The sequence below is a fragment of the Parashewanella hymeniacidonis genome (assembly GCF_016900895.1).
Taxonomy (GTDB): domain Bacteria; phylum Pseudomonadota; class Gammaproteobacteria; order Enterobacterales; family Shewanellaceae; genus Parashewanella; species Parashewanella hymeniacidonis.
On record NZ_JAFEUN010000036.1, the window covers coordinates 1 to 17,903 of the forward strand.

The 17,903-nt window shown below is 38.6% G+C and carries 19 protein-coding genes and 2 pseudogenes; 12 read left to right on the top strand and 9 right to left on the bottom strand.

The genetic code is table 11. The annotated features are described in order from the left end of the window. Window positions 1-138: 138 nt before the first annotated feature. On the top strand, window positions 139-1,134 hold the full coding sequence (locus JQC92_RS09000) for an aminotransferase class I/II-fold pyridoxal phosphate-dependent enzyme (protein WP_204999337.1): 996 nt from the start codon (window positions 139-141) through the stop codon (window positions 1,132-1,134). 431 nt (window positions 1,135-1,565) lie between these two features. Beyond that, window positions 1,566-2,486, top strand: a complete 921-nt coding sequence (locus JQC92_RS09005) for a hypothetical protein (RefSeq protein ID WP_204999338.1) — start codon at window positions 1,566-1,568, stop codon at window positions 2,484-2,486. A gap of 418 nt (window positions 2,487-2,904) precedes the next feature. Here JQC92_RS09005 and JQC92_RS09010 read toward each other — a convergent pair whose 3' ends face one another. After that, window positions 2,905-3,471, bottom strand: a complete 567-nt coding sequence (locus JQC92_RS09010) for a hypothetical protein (RefSeq protein WP_204999339.1) — start codon at window positions 3,469-3,471, stop codon at window positions 2,905-2,907. 131 nt (window positions 3,472-3,602) lie between these two features. Between JQC92_RS09010 and JQC92_RS09015 the strand changes: the two genes are divergently transcribed. The 6 genes from JQC92_RS09015 (at window position 3,603) to JQC92_RS09040 (ending at window position 9,524) form a co-directional block, all read left to right on the top strand. Further along, window positions 3,603-4,829: a lipoprotein-releasing ABC transporter permease subunit gene (locus JQC92_RS09015; protein ID WP_204999340.1), complete on the top strand. Its 1,227-nt coding sequence runs from the start codon at window positions 3,603-3,605 to the stop codon at window positions 4,827-4,829. Beyond that, the gene (gene lolD / locus JQC92_RS09020; protein ID WP_204999341.1) at window positions 4,829-5,524 is read left to right on the top strand and encodes a lipoprotein-releasing ABC transporter ATP-binding protein LolD; all 696 of its coding nucleotides are present in this window, start codon (window positions 4,829-4,831) and stop codon (window positions 5,522-5,524) included. Before JQC92_RS09015 ends, lolD begins: the two co-directional genes overlap by 1 nt. Next, entirely contained in the window at window positions 5,521-6,768 is a 1,248-nt protein-coding gene (gene lolE / locus JQC92_RS09025; RefSeq protein ID WP_204999342.1) for a lipoprotein-releasing ABC transporter permease subunit LolE, read from the top strand. Before lolD ends, lolE begins: the two co-directional genes overlap by 4 nt. Before the next feature lie 16 nt (window positions 6,769-6,784). Next, the gene (locus tag JQC92_RS09030) at window positions 6,785-7,180 is read left to right on the top strand and encodes a GFA family protein (protein WP_204999343.1); all 396 of its coding nucleotides are present in this window, start codon (window positions 6,785-6,787) and stop codon (window positions 7,178-7,180) included. Between the two features lie 274 nt (window positions 7,181-7,454). Further along, the gene (locus JQC92_RS09035) at window positions 7,455-8,498 is read left to right on the top strand and encodes a hypothetical protein (protein ID WP_204999344.1); all 1,044 of its coding nucleotides are present in this window, start codon (window positions 7,455-7,457) and stop codon (window positions 8,496-8,498) included. 111 nt (window positions 8,499-8,609) lie between these two features. Beyond that, window positions 8,610-9,524, top strand: coding sequence for a hypothetical protein (locus JQC92_RS09040; protein WP_204999345.1), 915 nt, complete (start codon window positions 8,610-8,612; stop codon window positions 9,522-9,524). A 12-nt stretch (window positions 9,525-9,536) separates the two neighbouring features. Here JQC92_RS09040 and JQC92_RS22570 read toward each other — a convergent pair. Both JQC92_RS22570 and JQC92_RS09050 read right to left on the bottom strand, forming a co-directional pair. Next, window positions 9,537-9,794: pseudogene (locus tag JQC92_RS22570) on the bottom strand (transposase); the annotation flags it as partial. Window positions 9,795-9,819: 25 nt separating this feature from the next. Beyond that, entirely contained in the window at window positions 9,820-10,026 is a 207-nt protein-coding gene (locus JQC92_RS09050) for a phage integrase N-terminal SAM-like domain-containing protein (protein WP_204999347.1), read from the bottom strand. Window positions 10,027-10,176: 150 nt separating this feature from the next. Between JQC92_RS09050 and JQC92_RS09055 the strand changes: the two genes are divergently transcribed. Next, a complete protein-coding gene (locus tag JQC92_RS09055; RefSeq protein WP_204999348.1) occupies window positions 10,177-10,608 on the top strand; it encodes a hypothetical protein in 432 nt (143 codons plus the stop codon). Between the two features lie 280 nt (window positions 10,609-10,888). Here JQC92_RS09055 and JQC92_RS09060 read toward each other — a convergent pair. Both JQC92_RS09060 and JQC92_RS09065 read right to left on the bottom strand, forming a co-directional pair. Next, window positions 10,889-11,257: pseudogene (locus tag JQC92_RS09060) on the bottom strand (transposase); the annotation flags it as partial. A gap of 25 nt (window positions 11,258-11,282) precedes the next feature. Then, window positions 11,283-11,489, bottom strand: coding sequence for a phage integrase N-terminal SAM-like domain-containing protein (locus tag JQC92_RS09065; protein ID WP_204999350.1), 207 nt, complete (start codon window positions 11,487-11,489; stop codon window positions 11,283-11,285). 172 nt (window positions 11,490-11,661) lie between these two features. Between JQC92_RS09065 and JQC92_RS09070 the strand changes: the two genes are divergently transcribed. Both JQC92_RS09070 and JQC92_RS09075 read left to right on the top strand, forming a co-directional pair. After that, window positions 11,662-12,228, top strand: coding sequence for a hypothetical protein (locus JQC92_RS09070; RefSeq protein ID WP_204999351.1), 567 nt, complete (start codon window positions 11,662-11,664; stop codon window positions 12,226-12,228). 562 nt (window positions 12,229-12,790) lie between these two features. Beyond that, window positions 12,791-13,594, top strand: coding sequence for a M48 family metallopeptidase (locus JQC92_RS09075; protein WP_239480486.1), 804 nt, complete (start codon window positions 12,791-12,793; stop codon window positions 13,592-13,594). A gap of 48 nt (window positions 13,595-13,642) precedes the next feature. Here JQC92_RS09075 and JQC92_RS09080 read toward each other — a convergent pair whose 3' ends face one another. Together JQC92_RS09080 and JQC92_RS09085 are read right to left on the bottom strand one after the other, a co-directional pair. Next, window positions 13,643-14,494 carry a class I SAM-dependent methyltransferase gene (locus JQC92_RS09080; protein WP_204999352.1) on the bottom strand — a complete coding sequence of 284 codons (852 nt, stop codon included), beginning with the start codon at window positions 14,492-14,494 and terminating at the stop codon, window positions 13,643-13,645. 100 nt (window positions 14,495-14,594) lie between these two features. Further along, window positions 14,595-15,413 carry a class I SAM-dependent methyltransferase gene (locus JQC92_RS09085; RefSeq protein ID WP_204999353.1) on the bottom strand — a complete coding sequence of 273 codons (819 nt, stop codon included), beginning with the start codon at window positions 15,411-15,413 and terminating at the stop codon, window positions 14,595-14,597. Between the two features lie 154 nt (window positions 15,414-15,567). On the opposite strand from JQC92_RS09085, the gene JQC92_RS09090 reads away from it, so the two are divergent. Continuing rightward, window positions 15,568-16,221 (top strand): hypothetical protein, encoded by a 654-nt coding sequence (locus tag JQC92_RS09090; protein WP_204999354.1) that lies wholly within the window; start codon window positions 15,568-15,570, stop codon window positions 16,219-16,221. Between the two features lie 103 nt (window positions 16,222-16,324). On the opposite strand, the gene JQC92_RS09095 is transcribed toward JQC92_RS09090, so the two are convergent. Next, window positions 16,325-16,525, bottom strand: a complete 201-nt coding sequence (locus JQC92_RS09095) for a YgaP family membrane protein (RefSeq protein ID WP_204999355.1) — start codon at window positions 16,523-16,525, stop codon at window positions 16,325-16,327. 62 nt (window positions 16,526-16,587) lie between these two features. Continuing rightward, the gene (locus tag JQC92_RS09100; protein ID WP_204999356.1) at window positions 16,588-17,901 is read right to left on the bottom strand and encodes a DUF1302 family protein; all 1,314 of its coding nucleotides are present in this window, start codon (window positions 17,899-17,901) and stop codon (window positions 16,588-16,590) included. Between the last annotated feature and the right edge of the window lie 2 nt (window positions 17,902-17,903).

Here is a 17,903-nt window from a genome sequence, read left to right on the forward strand (position 1 = left end):
TTTGACCATAGATCTTGGTTGAAAATTGACATGATGCGTTGCCTTATCTAGTGTAATTTACTGATCAGATCAACGAAACGATAATAAGTTCAATTTCCATAATATTTGTGTAGAAGAGTCAGGGATAAAGAAGACCCAGTGACAGGGCTACCTGAATTAAAAGTCGCACTGTGTAAATATTGGTTTAACCGTTTTGGTAAAATTACGCCAGAGCAGCTTGTGATTATATCTGGTCGAATACAAGCACTTCAAACAGTGATTACAGGTTTAAATTTGAGAGGAGAGCGAATTGCTATTGAGTCTCCAGTGAGTTTTTACTTTCGCTCAGGCCTCGCCCCTTTAAACCTAGACGTTATTGAGATCCCTCAGCAACAGGATTATCAAGAGGAACTTGAGTTATTAGACAAGACATTTCTTCAAACGCCTTTTAAATGTTTTCTTGTAAACCCAAGTTTTAATGATCCAACAGGGAGAATACTTTCTGATAAAGAAAAACTAATGCTTCTGACATGGGCCAAAAAGCGAAATGTGATCCTCATTGAATACGACCGAAGTCCGCTGCACTTTTTTGGAAATAAACCACTGAGCCTTGCTGAATTGGCCACAAATAAGGGCTTTAGCGATATTCAAATTGTGAGTATCGGCGATTACTTTGACACTATATCCATGACATTCAGCCTAGGATATATGGTTTGTATTGGTTGCAGTGAATCCATATCACTGGCAAAGCAAGTAACCTCTGAGCCAGCGAATATTTTATTTCAACGTATGCTGATTTCACTGTTAGAAAGTGGCAAGTACATAAAGCATTTAAATCAGATCCGAAAGGAGATGAGGCTTAACCATCAGAAATGTATTGAACGATTGAATATTTCGAGTGAGTCAAAACTGTCAATATCTCAAGTTTCAGGGGGGCCTTGTTTATGGATAAAACTTCCTGAAGGGCATTCTAGTGAAAATTTATGGTACAAAGCGATGGATAAAAAAGTGGCTATCGCACCGGGGAAAATATTCACGTTCAGAAATGAGTACAACGCCTTTTTTAGAATAACCTTTGCACTGCCGTTAAATGATGAAATGGAAAAGGGGTTAGAAGCTCTGGCAAAAATATTAAAAACCTTCGATGGTAATTAAGTAGGTTAATTACCATCGAATTATATTTCCAACCATTATGGCTCATTTATTAACTAATTAAAGTCTCGATTATTTTAAATTAAAAATGTGGATTCCTTACACTTTTACGGATTATTTGGCGTTGAATCTTAAAAGCCGAAAGTGTCAGAAGTATTGATAGATTGGTACTCTCTGAAATTTTCATATATCAATAGCCATTTATTAACAATTGCTTACTTCTTAATAAATTTTATTTCATTTATAAATGCTATTTATCCAATAAATTAAAGCTCGTTTAGAAAACTATTCTAATCATCACACCTAAGCTAACCTTAGATTTATTAATATCAACAACGCACGCTTTCAGGGGTAATACTGAAAGAACCATAAGAAAAAAAAGAAATTTTTACGGTTTATGGGTTGTTCAGTATCAAAAGCAAGGGGAAGTTATCATGAGTGAATTGAGTACTTCGATTCAGGAGCGTTCGTCGTACACTTCATTTAGCGATGTCACCAAAGATATTGAAGGACCAGATGAGAGATTTAACAATCTAAAATTCGCACCAGGTGCTGTGAGTTTTAATGTAGAAAATGAACATTGCAGTTTTTTCGTAAAAAAAGACCAAAGTGTGCTTGCAGCTGAGAAAAAAGTGATAGATAAATCTGTAGAACAACTTACAGAAAAAGTAAACGCCGTAGATAAGCGTGTAGAAAGTGCAACGAAAAACCTTGAAAAGGCTAAAGAGGCAGGAGTTGATATCACTAAGAAAACCTTTTTAAGTAAGCTCGGTTCACTTGCCCTCTCTGTAGGTGGTTTAGTTGCAGCAACTGCAGCAACAGTAGTTACTGGGGGTATCGCCACCCCATTCTTATTGCTGGCGCTTGGAAATGTTGCTATTAGCGCTGGGGATGCCTATTGTGCTTACCAAAGTGCATTTAATAATATTTCTTACCCATGTGGAACCGATTCTGTGGGTAATTTTATTTTCAAATTACAATGTCGGGATTCTTCAACACGAAGTCGTGAACAGAAATTTCCTTGGGCTGATGGGTTTTCGATGGCATTACGTGGCCTTTGCGCCTGTACTAATCCGTTCATCCTGGGAGCTTCGAATCAATTTATGAGTGTGGTAGGTGTAAGAGCTGAACAAGGGTGGAATCAATTTAAAACTGAACTTGATGAAGTTAAGCTTGCTCAAGTGGAAAGAGATTTAAGTCAACTACCAGGTGAAGCAACAACTAAACTGAGAGAACAGATTATTGAAGTAAAGAAAAAAATACAAGAATACCGTGAAATCAATGATGCAGTATTTGAACATAAACAAAATCAGTTCAAAGAGCATCGAGCAAAGAGCACATTTTTGTTCGGGTAAACCATATTTTTAAAGTAACTATTTAAGCTTCTAAGCTTCAATTATAAAGCTAGTTACTTTAAGCGCGGAAGATAATTTGAATTAAAAAATGAATCTACCTGTATATACCCATGATACTTGAAGATGCATGTTTCAGGACTTTTTCAGCGCCAATTCTTTGAGGCGCATTAGCGAAGCAATATCGGGATTCTTTCGAGCTAATTTAACAAAGAAGAATTGGCGCTGAGAAGTCCACGCAGTGCGAGTTGCACAGCTTGCTACTCTTCGTTGCCAGTGCTAACAATAGCTCACTATTGCCGCACACTGTCGCCTTGATTAACAAGTTGTGCATTCTCGCTGAAATCGAGCATCTTCAGGTATCATGGGTATATTCAGATAATGACGGAAAATATCGGCAGATTCTCAATTTGAGTTGCGCTTATCTTCTATTGGTACGAGCTTTAAGCATCTTCTGCTGAACGCCCAAACTGGCTTTAACTAGTATTTCAACATCAGCTTCCAAAATTCGGCTAAAACTGAGTTCCGCTTTCCAATGCTCATCTTCGGTTTGCGTGACTGAAGTAACTGTAGCAATAGCTAACACTGCGACTAACTCATCTCGGATAAATATTGTCACTTCAAAGTGTTGGTCAATATTAGGCTCAACATCAGTAATGATTTCAATACCACCACCGCCAAATTTTGTACCAAGATAACTTGTACCTTCTTGATGCTCAGCCTCAAGCACGTATTGCAAAATAAGGTCGATTTTTTTAGATTGAAGCTTTAAATAGTCAACAACGGTTTTTGCATCATTCTCTAAAGCCCTAAGTTGTATCAACGAGCTAGACTCAACAGCTTTAACTTCACTGAGCAGTTGTAAGCCAACAGACTGCAGGTTCTGAAGTTCATTTAAACTTGGTAGCTCAGTGCTTGTTGGCCAAGGTTTTAGATATGCTTTAAATTTATGAGGCACACTAAAATAAGAAGAAGACTCATCAATCATAGTTTGCCTCTTTATTTATACTTTTAATGTCTCTATTATCGTGCCTATCTTTATGATTTAGCAAGTACAAGACTTAAATAGGTACTTAATTTAAGGCTTGGCTGCAATTGAGTAGGTAAATACCTCATTTTATGAATTTAAACGTTTCTCTTCTTATTGGTTTTCGCTATTGGAAGGCAAAAAAAGCCAATAGCTTCTCGTCATTTATTACCTTTTTTGCAGTTTCTGGCATTTTCTTGGGTGTGGCTGCGTTGATAATTGTCACTTCGGTCATGAATGGGTTAGAAGGGCAGTTAAAGGGAAAGTTGTTAGGGGCTGTCTCTCAATTGACCGTACAAAGTGAACAACCACTCGCTGACTGGCAACAACGAGCAAAGCAGGTTTCAGAGATAAAAGGTGTCATAGGTGTCACGCCAAGTGTCAGTACCCAAGCTATGGTTCAGTCTAGTAATGGTATTGCTGCCATGGAACTTTATGGTATTAATCCTAAAGATGGTCATTTAGTTTCATCCGTTGATGGTCATATCTACCCTGGTTCGTTTGATGATTTAAAGCCAAGTAAATATCAAGTTATTCTCGGTAATGAACTGGCTCGCCGCTTAGGTGTTACAGTGGGGCAGAAAATCAGGATATACAGTGGCGATGGCGTAATCTACTCACCCATAGGGCCAGTGCCAAGCCAAAGGAAATTTACTGTTGTTGGCGTGTTTGAAACCGGGTCACAAGTCGATGCAACCATAGCTTACACCCACTACAAAGACGCAAGACGTTTAGTCAGAAAGTCGCCAAGTCAAGTGAGTGATTTACGCGTATTTCTTGAGGATGCTTTTGAGTTCTCAAGTGTTGAGTCAAAGATTAAATCACTCTTTGCTGAGCAAAAAGTTGAGCTAAAAGATTGGCGTAAAATTTACGGAACATTTTTTGGTGCTGTTCAAATGGAAAATAAGATGATGTCGCTCATGCTCAGTCTTATTGTTTTGGTTGCAGCGTTCAATATCGTTTCAGCTTTAGTCATGATGGTCGTCGATAAAACAGCGGATGTGGCGATGCTAAAAACTCAAGGCATGACCACTCAAAGCATTATGGGCATATTTGTATTTCAAGGTTTGCTGAATACCATAATCGGTATGATTGGCGGCATGATCGTTGGCGTTGCTATAACGCTCAATCTTAATCCAATTCTCAAAATATTAGGCGTCTCAATTCTTGGGCCAGGTATGAGCCTGCCTGTTGAACTTGAAGGGCAAAGAATTTTGTATATTGCTATCGGTACTGTTGTTGTGAGCTTGCTTGCGACCATTTATCCAGCATTAAAAGCTTCTAGAGTAGAACCCGCACACGCACTTAGGTATGAATGATGAAAAAAACAATTTTAAAAGTAAAAGGCGTATCTAAGAGTTACACCGATGGTAATAACACGACTGAAGTTTTAAAGGTCGTTGATTTATCAGTCTTTGAAGGTGAGCAATTAGCGATTGTGGGGAGTTCCGGTTCAGGCAAAAGTACCTTATTACACGTAATGGGGACTTTAGATAAACCTTCACAAGGTGATGTGTTTCTTGGTGATGAGGATGTTTATAGCGCTTCATCAACAAGACAAAGCGAAATACGTAATCAAGATTTAGGGTTTATTTATCAGTTTCATCATCTGTTGCCTGAGTTCTCAGCGGTTGAAAATGTCGCAATGCCTGCATTTATTCAAGGCGTAAACAAAAAACAGGCGCTTGGTAGAGCTGAAGAGTTATTAAACAGGGTAGGGTTAGGACATCGTTTAACACACACGCCTGCCGAGCTATCGGGTGGTGAACGCCAACGAGTTGCGATTGCGCGTGCATTAATAAACAAGCCCAGAGTTGTACTTGCGGACGAACCTACGGGTAATTTGGATGCTGCAAGTGGTGAATCAGTTTATGCATTACTAAAAGAATTATCGCAACAAATTGGTACCGCCTTTGTCGTTGTGACTCATGACAGTGAATTGGCAGCGAAAATGGACAGACAGTTGATAATGAAAGCCGGAAAACTTGAAGCTATGAATGGCGAAACGGCATGAGTCGTTTAGCACTCAAACTGGGGTGGCGATTTTATCGAGCTCGACAATCGAATGGCTTTATTGGTTTTATCTCTTTTGCATCAACAGCAGGTATAGCATTGGGTGTTGCTGTGTTAATTATCTTGCTGTCAGCCATGAACGGTTTTCAATATGAGCTTGAAAATCGATTGTTAGGTGTGATCCCTCATGCAGAAGTCATCGGTGCCGAAACCCCAATTGAAAACTGGAAAACAATCGCTGATTCAGCACAAAAAATCAATGGTATTGAAGCCGCTGCCCCTTTTATGAGATTTGAAGGTTTAATACAAAAGAACAAAGGCTTTCAAGGTATCAATATCGTTGGTATTGATACCAAGTTAGAACCAAAAGTGTCAAAGTTGCCTCAATTTGTTAGCCAACACGATTGGCAAACTATCGCAAAAGGAGAGGGCAACCATATTATTGTTGGTCATAACCTTCTGAAAAAGCTTGAACTGAAAATTGGCGATACCATTTCGATGTATATGCTAAATGACTCAAAGCACTCTGCAAACTTAAATAAAGCTAAAAGTCAGCGATTTATCATCAGCGGAACGTATAAATTAGGTGGTGAACTTGAGGCGACAACTGCATACATCCCACTCAGTTATGCCCAAAAACTGCTTAATGCCGGTGATGGCGTTACGGGTGTACGTTTAAAAATGAATGATGTGTTTGTTGCCCCATATCTCGTGCGAGAATTTGGGTACACGCTGAAGCAAATTGTTTATATGACTGATTGGACACGAACTCAAGGCCATATTTATCAAGATATTCAGCTTGTAAGAATGGTGATGTATCTAGCGCTAGCACTCGTTATAGCCGTTGCATGTTTTAATGTAGTTTCAACGCTTGTGATGTCTGTTAGAGACAAGCAGTCGGAGATAGCAATATTGATGACAATGGGCATTAAACGAAAAGCAATGATGCAAACATTTATATTCCAAGGCATGTTAAATGGCGTTGTTGGCTGCTTTTTAGGTGTAATGATTGGTGTAGCTGTTGCCCTTAACCTTAGTGATATCGCGCAGTTTTTTGAACAACTGTTTCACTTTAAAATTTTGTCAGGTGATGTTTATTTTATTGACTTTTTGCCGTCTAAATTACAATGGAGCGATGTGTATTTGTCATTAGTGATAGCATTAGTGCTCAGTTTTATTTCTACAATTTATCCTGCTTGGCAAGCGACCAAAGTAGAGCCATCGAGAGCTTTGTCAGGGGCATAAACTAAGAGGTTCAAATATGGAACAACATAAAGGAAGTTGTTTGTGTGGCAAAGTAAGTATCATTGTGAATGGAGCGCTATCAGATGCAGATGCCTGCCATTGCTATCAATGTCGTAAATGGTCTGGACATTTTTTAGTCAGCACCGAAACTGAGCGAAATGAAGTAGTTATAGAAGGTGAGGAGCACGTTAAATGGTTCGAATCATCCGAAAGAGCTAGGCGAGGTTTTTGCGAAAACTGTGGCAGTGCATTGTTTTTTGATCCATTAGATAAAAATAAACACAGCTGGACAGGTATCTGCATGGGGTTGTTTGACACTCAAAACGAAGTAAAGCTTTCGCATCATATTTTTGTGTCTGAAAAAGGTGAATATTACAACATCACAGACGGGCTGCCACAAAACCAGACTTAGATTAAGGTATGAAAAATATTGTTATATTTGATTTTTGCCGCTGTATAATTGCTCAGTTATGCAAAATTCCCACTTTCGATCGCAAAACAGGATTTTTTCTCTATTTCGACGAATCTTATTGTGCAATTATAGGTGTAACATGTTGAAATAATACAGAAGACTGTTTTATAGTTACTTTACTGTTATGGAGAGGTCAGATGTGTGAAAGCGAGACTTTTTCCTTCTAATAAGCTGTTATGTTTTTCATGCTTGCTAGGAAACCTTTGGAAAGGATATGAAATTAATAGAAAATCTATATCTACCAATAATGATTGTTGTGTGGCTTATTTTGACAGTGGTAATCGTATCTATGGTTTACAAGGTAAGTAATAGTGCCTTGCCTGATGCCAATACAATAACGCCCTCGACTGATTGGCCAGCAAACTTAATCGCTCTACTTGGTGTAATCGTCACCGCCAGCCTTATGTCACTTACAATCTATGCTTCTAATAAAAAGTCGAATGAGCAATTATCAGCTATACAAGCTCAGATAAGCCAAGCTCAGACAATGAAGGATGAGGAAAAACGAGAAAAGGATAAACGAGCGCTAGTTGAAATAGAGCACTATTACCAGTCATATATTTCTATCTACCCAATATTAGAAGCTCAGACATATCGAATCAAAAAGACTCTGGAAAATCCGGCTGCTGTTGATTTAGAGGTGATCAGGAATTCGGTAAACACCTATCTATCTCGTAAATTTGATTTGCCAGATAAACCGGATGGACTCGATAGGTTGTCACCGGAGCTTATCGAGGCTTACAGAAGGCTATATAGACATGATTCGAATGTAACTTTAACGCTTTTGAGTATGCTTGATGATTTAAATGGACAGGAACAGGTAATCGAATTATCGACGTATGTCGAAAAAACTCACTTTGAGATAGGTAATTATTTTCGTGACATGGCCTACGAAATAGAGAGTTTTCGACGAAAAATATATAACTTGGGAGGTATGCCAAGTCAAATAGAGTGGACGAAGGGGTTTTTTCTTAAGCCTCACACTAACGGTTTTCTTGTTGAGTCAGTTCGGTACCCTAAAATAAGGGGTTGGACTAAACAACAGCTTGAGTTACGAAAATACAATTTTGCAGCAGAAACTGTGGACTTTGAGTTTTTACTAATAGACGTTGATGCTCCAGAATTACTAGTTAACAATATGAAGCAACGTTTAAAACAAATAATCACTTATAAGCTGCAAACCCAAGGCGATCAGCCTGTGCATGTTGAATCAACTGCTCCTTGGCCTAGGAATCGTCACGAACGAATGTGGCAATAATAGACCGAAACATAACAAAGCCAAGCACGCTCGCACACTGCGTGTGCTGAACCTCCGCTTCGCTGAGGCCCGTGTTGGCAACGTTAGGTGCTCATATAATTTCGGTGGAATATGTCAATTAATGAAATAAAAGCTTTGATTGATAGCAAAGCAGAAGATCTAAATAGACAAGGTGACTTAGCGGGTTATGTAGCAAGCAAGATCGATCTACTCAACGCATATATCGACCAACAGATAGAGTTAAGTGAATCTCAAATCGAAGATATGTTGTCTGAATTAGTTGGTTTCTTTTCTACATCCTTGCACATTCCACTAGAACCAGGGTTAAAGATACTTCGGGCTAGGGCATATAAGACTATGCAGCTGGAACAAAATGTTTCACAACTGTCTTACATCGCTGAAGAATACAGTGATAAAGCGGGTATAGGTCGCTTAAATGAACAAGGACATCCTGTATATTACGGTTGCATATATTTCTCGGGAAATGGAGGTGTAAACGTAGCTTTCTCAGAATCAAACTCCAAGGTAGGTGATACGGTAAATGTTTTACGGTCGGAATTGAGCGATGTAATCAATGTTTATTATGTAGGCATTTATGATCATGTTCGCAGACAATCTAAGCCAAGATTCATGCCTGAAGAAATGTTTGATTTGTTCTGCAAAGTTAATCAGTATCAAGAAAAAAAGTATACAAATAGTGTGTTTTTAGCTCACATTCTATGTGATGCTTTTTTATCTGACATCTTGCGGAGAAAAGAAAACGGTAATCTTTATAAAGTAACTTCAAAGTTACTTTATATTTTTACCGAGGACAACAGGACTGATGGGATTATCTATACGTCTGTTAAATCTGAAGGCGACCCTGTTGTTGCACTAAAGATTTCAATGGTTGATGATAAAATGGTTCATAATTCATGTGATTGTTATCGTATCGAGCACGATTACGGGTATGCTTTATACAAAGCTGCACATACGCATACAGGCAGTATTCAGAGTAATAATTTAGTTACGTGGACAAGCACCTAATAAATAAGAGTCCAATTTACCCACCATCATTAAACACAGTTGTATCTTCTTCAGTTTCTTTCTGGCTCCTGCATGCAATAAGCCGTAATCTCGCACTCGCCGAAAGCCTTTAGGGATAACGTGTTGCAGTATTTGCCATAAGAATGTCAGTACAGGCAAGGTTTTGATTTTCTTTTGCTGAGTTTCACTGTCGGTATAGCGAAAGCTGACTTCAGTATCGGTCGCGTTAATGATGTCTCTGTCAGGTAATACACCACGATACAAATATCGAATTACGGTCAATTTTAACCGTACATCAAGAGTGAGATTGAATTAAGGCATTAAAATAGTCTTTAAGTTCTTGCGTGTATAAATTATCAGGGCAGCGGTCAAAAAGGGTGGAGATACGCCGAACCGCACGACTGTAGCCATCAATGGTCGCAGGGCACTTGCCTTGTAATGTTAAGTTGGTAAGATGTTGTTCATAAAGAAAATCAAAGCGTTGTTGTTCGTAAGGGCTCATAGCCATACTCCTAAACGTTGACAGCGATATTGCTGCCAAAGAAGTATGAACGATAGCGTTGATTTAAATGATTAAATGTTGTTTATCAGCAGTTTCTGCCGCAAAGCGGCTTGGTTCAATAAGCTGTTATACGCATGAAAAGGACATTCGATGATTTTTAAATTTAACTATATTTTCTTATCGTTGAGCATATTGCTATTGTCATCTTGTTCTGTTGAAGAACAGCTTGATCCGAATAAGGAATTTGAGCGCCTTTATATTGCTTTAAAAATGCCTGAGATAATGGACTCGCTCGAACAAATAGAAGTTAACGATGTTACTGAGTTTTCAGAACAACTAAATAGTTTACCTCCTGAAGTTCGCAGTTTGCTTCTGGCAGCTGTCGGTTCTGATCAAATTATTAATGAAAAAATAAATCGAAAAGCGGTAAAGTTAATTTTTAAAGCTAGAATCCTAGAACAGTTACGAGCTCATGAAATATCAAAGGCCGCAGATTTTTATTCATCGGAAGCTGGGTTAAAAGCGCATAGAGCAATTATTGAGGGTGAAAAATCTATAAACGATTATTTTGATTCTCAGTAAGCGTATAATAAATAAGGATAGGCGTAGCGCAGCCTGCGCCTTATCTGGTTGTTGAACCAGCCCGACGCTACTTATATATGCAAATATCTCAGAAATAATTTTGTGATGTGAGTGAGCCATTTATCAGCTCACTTTTATTTAGATATGACTCAGCCTTAGTGGCGCTCTATGATGCTTATTACCACTAATACTCTGCTGCATTAACTTGTCTTTTTCTGTTTTTATTACCCTCTACGTTAAATTATTGCCATTATCCTTATTATCAAATGTGCGAGGAGTGTCAGCCAAAGGCGCTTGAGCGAACGATACCCATAAACTGCATCGGTTGTTGACACTGCCGACATAAGCACTGGGCTTTTTTACGCACGATAGGTTCAATGATGCTGAAGTCCAGTTTGCCCGCCATCATCAAACACAGTTGTATCTTCTTCAGTTTCTTTCTGGCTCCTCCATGCAATAAGCCGTAATCTCGCACTCGCCGAAAGCCTTTAGGGATAACGTGTTGCAGTATTTGCCATAAGAATGTTAGTACAGGCAAGGTTTTGATTTTCTTTTGCTGAGTTTCACTGTCGGTATAGCGAAAGCTGACTTCAGTATCGGTCGCGTTAATGATGTCTCTGTCAGGTAATACACCACGATACAAATATCGAATTACGGTCAATTTTAACCGTACATCAAGAGTGAGATTGAATTAAGGCATTAAAATAGTCTTTAAGTTCTTGCGTGTATAAATTATCAGGGCAGCGGTCAAAATGGGTGGCGATACGCCGAACCGCACGACTGTAGCCATCAATGGTCGCAGGGCACTTGCCTTGTAATGTTAAGTTGGTAAGATGTTGTTCATAAAGAAAATCAAAGCGTTGTTGTTCGTAAGGGCTCATAGCCATACTCCTAAACGTTGACAGCGATATTGCTGCCAAAGAAGTATGAACGATAGCGTTGATTTAAATGATTAAATGTTGTTTATCAGCAGTTTCTGCCGCAAAGCGGCTTGGTTCAACAAACGCGTGTATTTGACCTCCGCTTCGCTGCGGCAAATGACTTGGGCGTTATGTGGCGCCAGTCAAAGAGATTGAAGTTATGTTAAAGAATATTATTCTGTTTGCAATTATAGCCATATATAGCCCTCTAACTTTTTCAAATGAGAGAGTGAAGGTGCATGCTTATACCAGCAGTAAGGGGTTCACGTTTAGAAATTTTAGTTTTATGCTGACCCCTGAAAATACAGTATTAGCATCAGATGTTCGTCTGAGAAGAAAAAGTTATTCTCGTAATGCTTCTAATTACAGAAATGAAATATTGGATGAAAAAAGCATAAACTATATTGAATATGGTCAGTTTCAGGTATTTATTCCAAAGGAAAAATTTCCGTTAAAAAATAGTGCTGATTCTTTTGTCATAGCTAGAATGCCTCAAACTTCTCCAGGCGATCCTGAATATGATAAACACGTAAAGAAGAAAAAACAGCTCTATGAAAGAATTTCTAGAATGGTCAAAGAGGGGGAAGGTTCGGTACAGGTAGTATTCGAGTTTCCTCATCCAAACTCAGAAAAGATAGAAGCCAATGTTTATTTTAGAAGCTACAACGGCGACTATATTGATAAAGTTGGTAAGCTGTAAAACTACTGTCTGATAGTTAAACGAATAGCCACATAATAAATAAGGATAGGCGCAGCGCAGCCTGCGCCTTATCTGGTTGGAGCGCCGAGCATGGCGTTGATCTAGGAGGTGAAAGTCCTCTACGGACTCTGTCGAACGGGAACCGTTAGCCTATGCAAGGGTGTTCATCGTGAGGTGAAATCTTAAGGAAGCAAATGGCAAAACGTAGTTGTGACGAACAGAAATCTGATAGTAGGCTGCTATGACTTGGATAACCTAGCCATAGATAGCCATGCTCCTAAACGTTGACAGCGATATTGCTGCCAAAGAAGTATGAATGATATCGTTGATTGATATGATTAATTGTTGTTTATCAGCAGTTTCTGCCGCAAAGCGGCTTGGTTCAACAACAGTATCTAGGGTTTCTAAAAATGAAGCTGTAAAGGTTCAACCTAAAAAATGAAGCGTAAATCATTAATGATAAAATAAAAAATATTTTAAATATTAAAGTGTGCTTGCTTATTGTTTTGTGAGTATGTGTTTGGGTAAAATCAAAGCATCTCATAAAATGGAATTTATCTTCATGAAAAAAGGTTATTCAATGCTGGCGGGTGTGTTCACTTGCTGTTTTTTTATTGCTGGTTGCTCAACATCACCTACAGGGCGTTCGCAGTTAAAGCTCTATTCAAATTCACAAATTTCGCAACAAGGTACCCTTGCTTTTACTCAAATTAAAGAAAAGCAAAAAGTATCTACAAGTGGGAAATATAATCGTTATGTGCAATGTGTTTCGACAGCGATTACCAAGCATGCTCCAAAAAAAGTGTTTGGTGGTAAATGGGAAGTAGTTGTTTTTGATAGCAAACAAGTTAATGCATTTGCTTTACCAGGCGGAAAAATAGGCGTTTATACTGGGTTGTTAAACGTTGCTAAAAACCAAGACCAATTAGCCGCTGTCATTGGTCATGAAGTAGGGCACGTAATTGCAGAGCATGGTAACGAACGTATGTCGAACAGTGCTCTTGTAGGTGTTGGATTACAAGTTGCCGATACAGCTTTAAAAAGTCAGGATGTTAAACAAAGTAAAGTTATCATGTCGGCGTTAGGCGTTGGCTCTCAAGTTGCGGTTACTTTACCGTTCAGTCGAATTCAAGAAACAGAGGCTGATCAAATTGGCTTAGAGCTAATGGCCAAAGCAGGTTTTAATCCTAAGCAATCGGTCGAGTTATGGAAGAATATGCAAAAAGCCAGTAATGGAGAAAAACCTTTTGAGTTACTTTCTACTCATCCTGCACCACAAACTCGAATTTCGGACTTAAATAAACATATGGCGAGTGCAATTGCGGTTCAAGCAAAAGCCTCTGATAAACCATCTTGTCGTATTTAATGTAGATAAGTGGCTACAATGAATAATCAATCATTGTAGCCAAAGTCGTTACATTGAAGGCTTCACAAACTTGAGTGTCATTCGATCACTCTCACCTATCTTCAAATACTTAGCTTTATTTTGCTCTTTAAGTCTTAAGGTTGGAGGTAATGTCCAAACTCCAGCGGGGTAACTTTTCATATCTTTAGAGTTCGCATTAATTTCACTTGCGCCAGCAAATTCAAATCCTGCGTTTTGAGCTAACTGCTTTACATAATCTTCAGTGACATACCCTGACTCTATCATAGCCAATCGCTTTGTTCCTGGTTTAGCTCTGTGTTCAACAACGCCCAAAACACCTCCTGGCTTAAGTGCTTTAAATGCTGAGTCAAATACAGTTTGTTCGTAATTTTTACTCATCCAGTTATGGACATTACGGAACGTTAAAACAACATCAGCACTTTCACTTGGAGCTAAGGTAGTATTTTTTGGTGGCTCAAAGCTTGTAACACTGATGTTTCCATAACGCTCAGGATGGTCTGTGAACTTAACATCAAATTTTGCTCGATATTTAGTAAAGAATCCGACGCTTGAGTCTTTTGGCCAATGGGCTGCAACATATTGACCATTCCCTTTTAGAGCTGGCGCAAGAATCTGTGTATACCAACCGCCTCCCGGCCAAATTTCAACTACTGTGTCAGTGGGCTTAACACCAAAGAAGTTGAGAGTTTGCTTAGGGTGACGATATGTATCGCGAGCTTTTTCTTTTGCAGTTCGGTATTCAAAGTCATATTGTAAGGTTGTTGGAACTTCAGGCTTTACTTTTGCATGTTCGCTATGAGAGTCATGAGCAAGAGCAGCAGTTGAACCTAAAGCCATACAAACAACAGCACCATAAAGTAGGGATGTTTTTGTTTTCATTTATAGATTTCTCAGTTTCTTGGACGTATTGTTCTTTTTTATAACGCAAAAACACTTACGGATCGATAAAAACTTGTATCAAGTTGTAAGTGAAATCTGATTACTCAGGCTTCACAAATTTAAGTGTCATTCTGTCACTTTCTCCAATTTTTAGATATTTAGCCTTACTTCTGTCACCATTGATAAGGGTTGGTGGTAGTGCCCAAACACCATTAATATAATTTTTAGTATCCCTTGGGTTGGCATTAATTTCACTGCTCGAGACAAAATCAAACCCTGCTGCCATTGCTAATTTTTTTACATAAGCCTCAGAAACATAGCCAGTATCAATCATTTTAGAAAAGCTGATCCCCGGCTCAGCTCGATGTTCGACAATTCCTAGAACACCGCCAGGTTTTAAAGCTGCGAATGCAGCTTTAAATACATTATGTTGTTGGTTACTGCTCATCCAGTTGTGGATATTTCTAAACGTGAGAACAACATCAGCGGCTTTTTGTGGAGCAAGATGAACGTAATGAGGCGGCTCAAACTGTGAAACTACAATCCGTCCGTAACGGCGGAATTTATTGCTAAACTTGTTCTTAAACTTTGCTTGGGCTCTAGAGTGATATCTACTCATTGAATTTGAAGGGTATTGAGCGGCGATGTACTGCCCTTGAGATCTTAATATTGGTGCAATGACTTGCGTATACCATCCACTGTCGGGCCAAATTTCTACTACTGTATGCGTAGGCTTAAGTCCAAAGAAGGTGAGGGTTTCAGCAGGGTGGCGATATTTATCCCGTGCCATATCCTCAGGTGTTCGATATTCATTTAAAATTTTTACTGGTTTAGACTGCTCATTAGCAATCAACATTGTTGGAAGTAATAACAGGAAACTGCAAAAAATAGGAAGTGAATACTTAGTAGCCATAGACATGAAAGTAACCCTCGAGTTTATTTATGCACTCCTATTTATATAGCTCATTTATTCAGGAAATGTTCACCAACATGCAATTAGAGTGAAATCAACTAATCTTTTATGAAGATGGTTTTCCACTATTAAATTTTATATTTAAAATAGGGTGATGGTTATGAAAGTTAAACTTTTAGTGTGTTTTGGTGTTCTGCTCACAGCAGTTCAGTTTCCAGCATTAGCGGATACATGTGCTCAAGGGATAAAAGGTTCAGGAAAAGGTGGATTACCGTTTATAACTGGATCTGGTACGAAGAATGACCCGTTTCAACTCGAATTAGGTAAAGATCTGTGTGATATCACGCTAGTAAAAAGTGACAATAGTGATGACTCTGCTCATAACAAAAGCTACCCAGATGACACAATTTATTTCGAATACTCTTTTCAAAATGTGCCTCTAATTTATAAAAACGCCTATTTAAATCAGTTTCAACTTGCGTTAGTGATGCCTAATAAAAGTGCAATTACCCCATCAATCATCACTGGTACAACATATCCTTTTGATAAAAAAGCGCCCTGTAAAATTTTCCATAATCCACCTAGGGATAATAGATTTAATGCATATAATGCAGATTGTGGATATTTAGACAAAAACTTCGGTGATAAACCACTGAGAATATCTGATACATTAAAGTTTTCTATTGGCTTACAGGACGATCAGGAAATTAGACGAACTGTGGATGCGAATGGATATACTGTTCAAGGCGCAGCTAGTCTCCACATTCAGTGGTTGACACCACCTCAAGATGAAAAATCAAATTACAGTAAATAGAATATGTTAAATTTAATGTTAACTTTCAATGGGTTGATATTGATATCTAAGAAATGGGACTTGCTAACTCGTGGAGCATTCGCTCCATGAGTTAGTCAATTTGCTAAATGTTACGCTCAGCCTTCATTCCAAACTTCTTCAGTAAAATTGCCATTGGGCAAAATTGAGTAAATCCAAACTGGAATAAGTTGACACCAACGAAAACGGTTAGCCATACAAAATGTAGGCTTACATAGTAAGTTAAGGCGAGAGACAGTAATACCATGCTGCCAGCGAATATAAAGATTGCACGTTCGATGCTCATTTTATTTTTCCTTATGACTTTTATAATGTTAGTAATGTTAGTAATGTTAGTAATGTTTTTATTCAGTAGCTATATCTCACTCTCAGCCAAGCATTTGAGTTGTCTCTGTGTTGACCAAAAAAGCTGCTTTGAGTAGAGCCAGTAAATACATTTAATCCTGCTGAAAATGACCAATCATCACTGTATCTGTAGGATAGGCTCGGTTTAAAATAAGCATCTTTATCCGTTGGTGACCAAAAACTAAACAGGCTCAGGTTGAGTTTGTTTTGTAGCGTTAGCCAGCGTAATCGCAAAGTTGCTAGTTGCCGGTTTTGGTCTGGTTCAAATTCTGATGCAAGAGAGTTTTCCACTGAGTGTTGATGGTTTTTTGTATGTTCCAAGTAGTATTGAGCCGAGAATGTGACGTTAGCAATGATCTCTCGTTCATAACCAATCAAAGCTCTGAATTGAGAGTTAGGCACGAATGGAACGCTGCCATTTGAGTCTTCAACGCTGTTATACCAAGCAACTTCAGCATTAAACAAACCCGATGAAGCTGGTGTTTGCATACTGGCTCCATAGACGTTCAATTTAGGGTAATAAGGTTTAAAATATGGTGTTAACCCAACAGGTGTAGTCCAAAAACCTTTGTGTACATAGAGTGCGTAGTCAATGCTATTTGCTGAGGTAGCAAGCTTAATTGACCACGTATCACTGGATTGTTTTTCAGATTTAGGGAGTGAGCCTAAGTGTTGATTCGTTAACGGGGAAAAGTACGAGAAACGTTCACCATTTATCGAGTTATCAGCCTCAAAACGTGGCGTCCAAACTAATTGAATGCTGGAGTTGTTTGAATACCAACTTGTCTTGATGCTGTCTGAGGGGGCTTTTAGGTATTCGTCAGCTCTGCCAGAAAAAAATGATTGCCAATCTTTTGGGAATAAGTCATTTAAAAATAAGTAATCACCCGTACCCCAAGTCAAAATTTGGCGCCCAGCTTTAATATTTATGCTATCACCTAAGTTGTAATCGATAAAAGCAGTTCTTATTTGAACTTTTGTTTTGCTGATTATATTGTCGTAGAGAAGATCACCACTCATGTTAAAGTTTAAGTCAGTGAGTTGGTAGTTCACCTCTAATCGACTTCGAATTTCATTAAGTGTGGAAGCCGAATGTATAACGTCATTATTTTGTAGTCTGCGACCGTAAGCTCCCTCAATAAAACCAAAATAATTTAAGTTCGATTCGTCTTCTTCATCTTGCCAGTCATCATCCCAATCGTCGGTAAAACTCCCAGTAATAGTATTTTGCTCCGTTTTTATAGCGTTTTTTGTAAAACCTATATATGGAATAAAGAGTAACAACCAAAGCCAATAAGGCTTTATAACGTAATTCATGC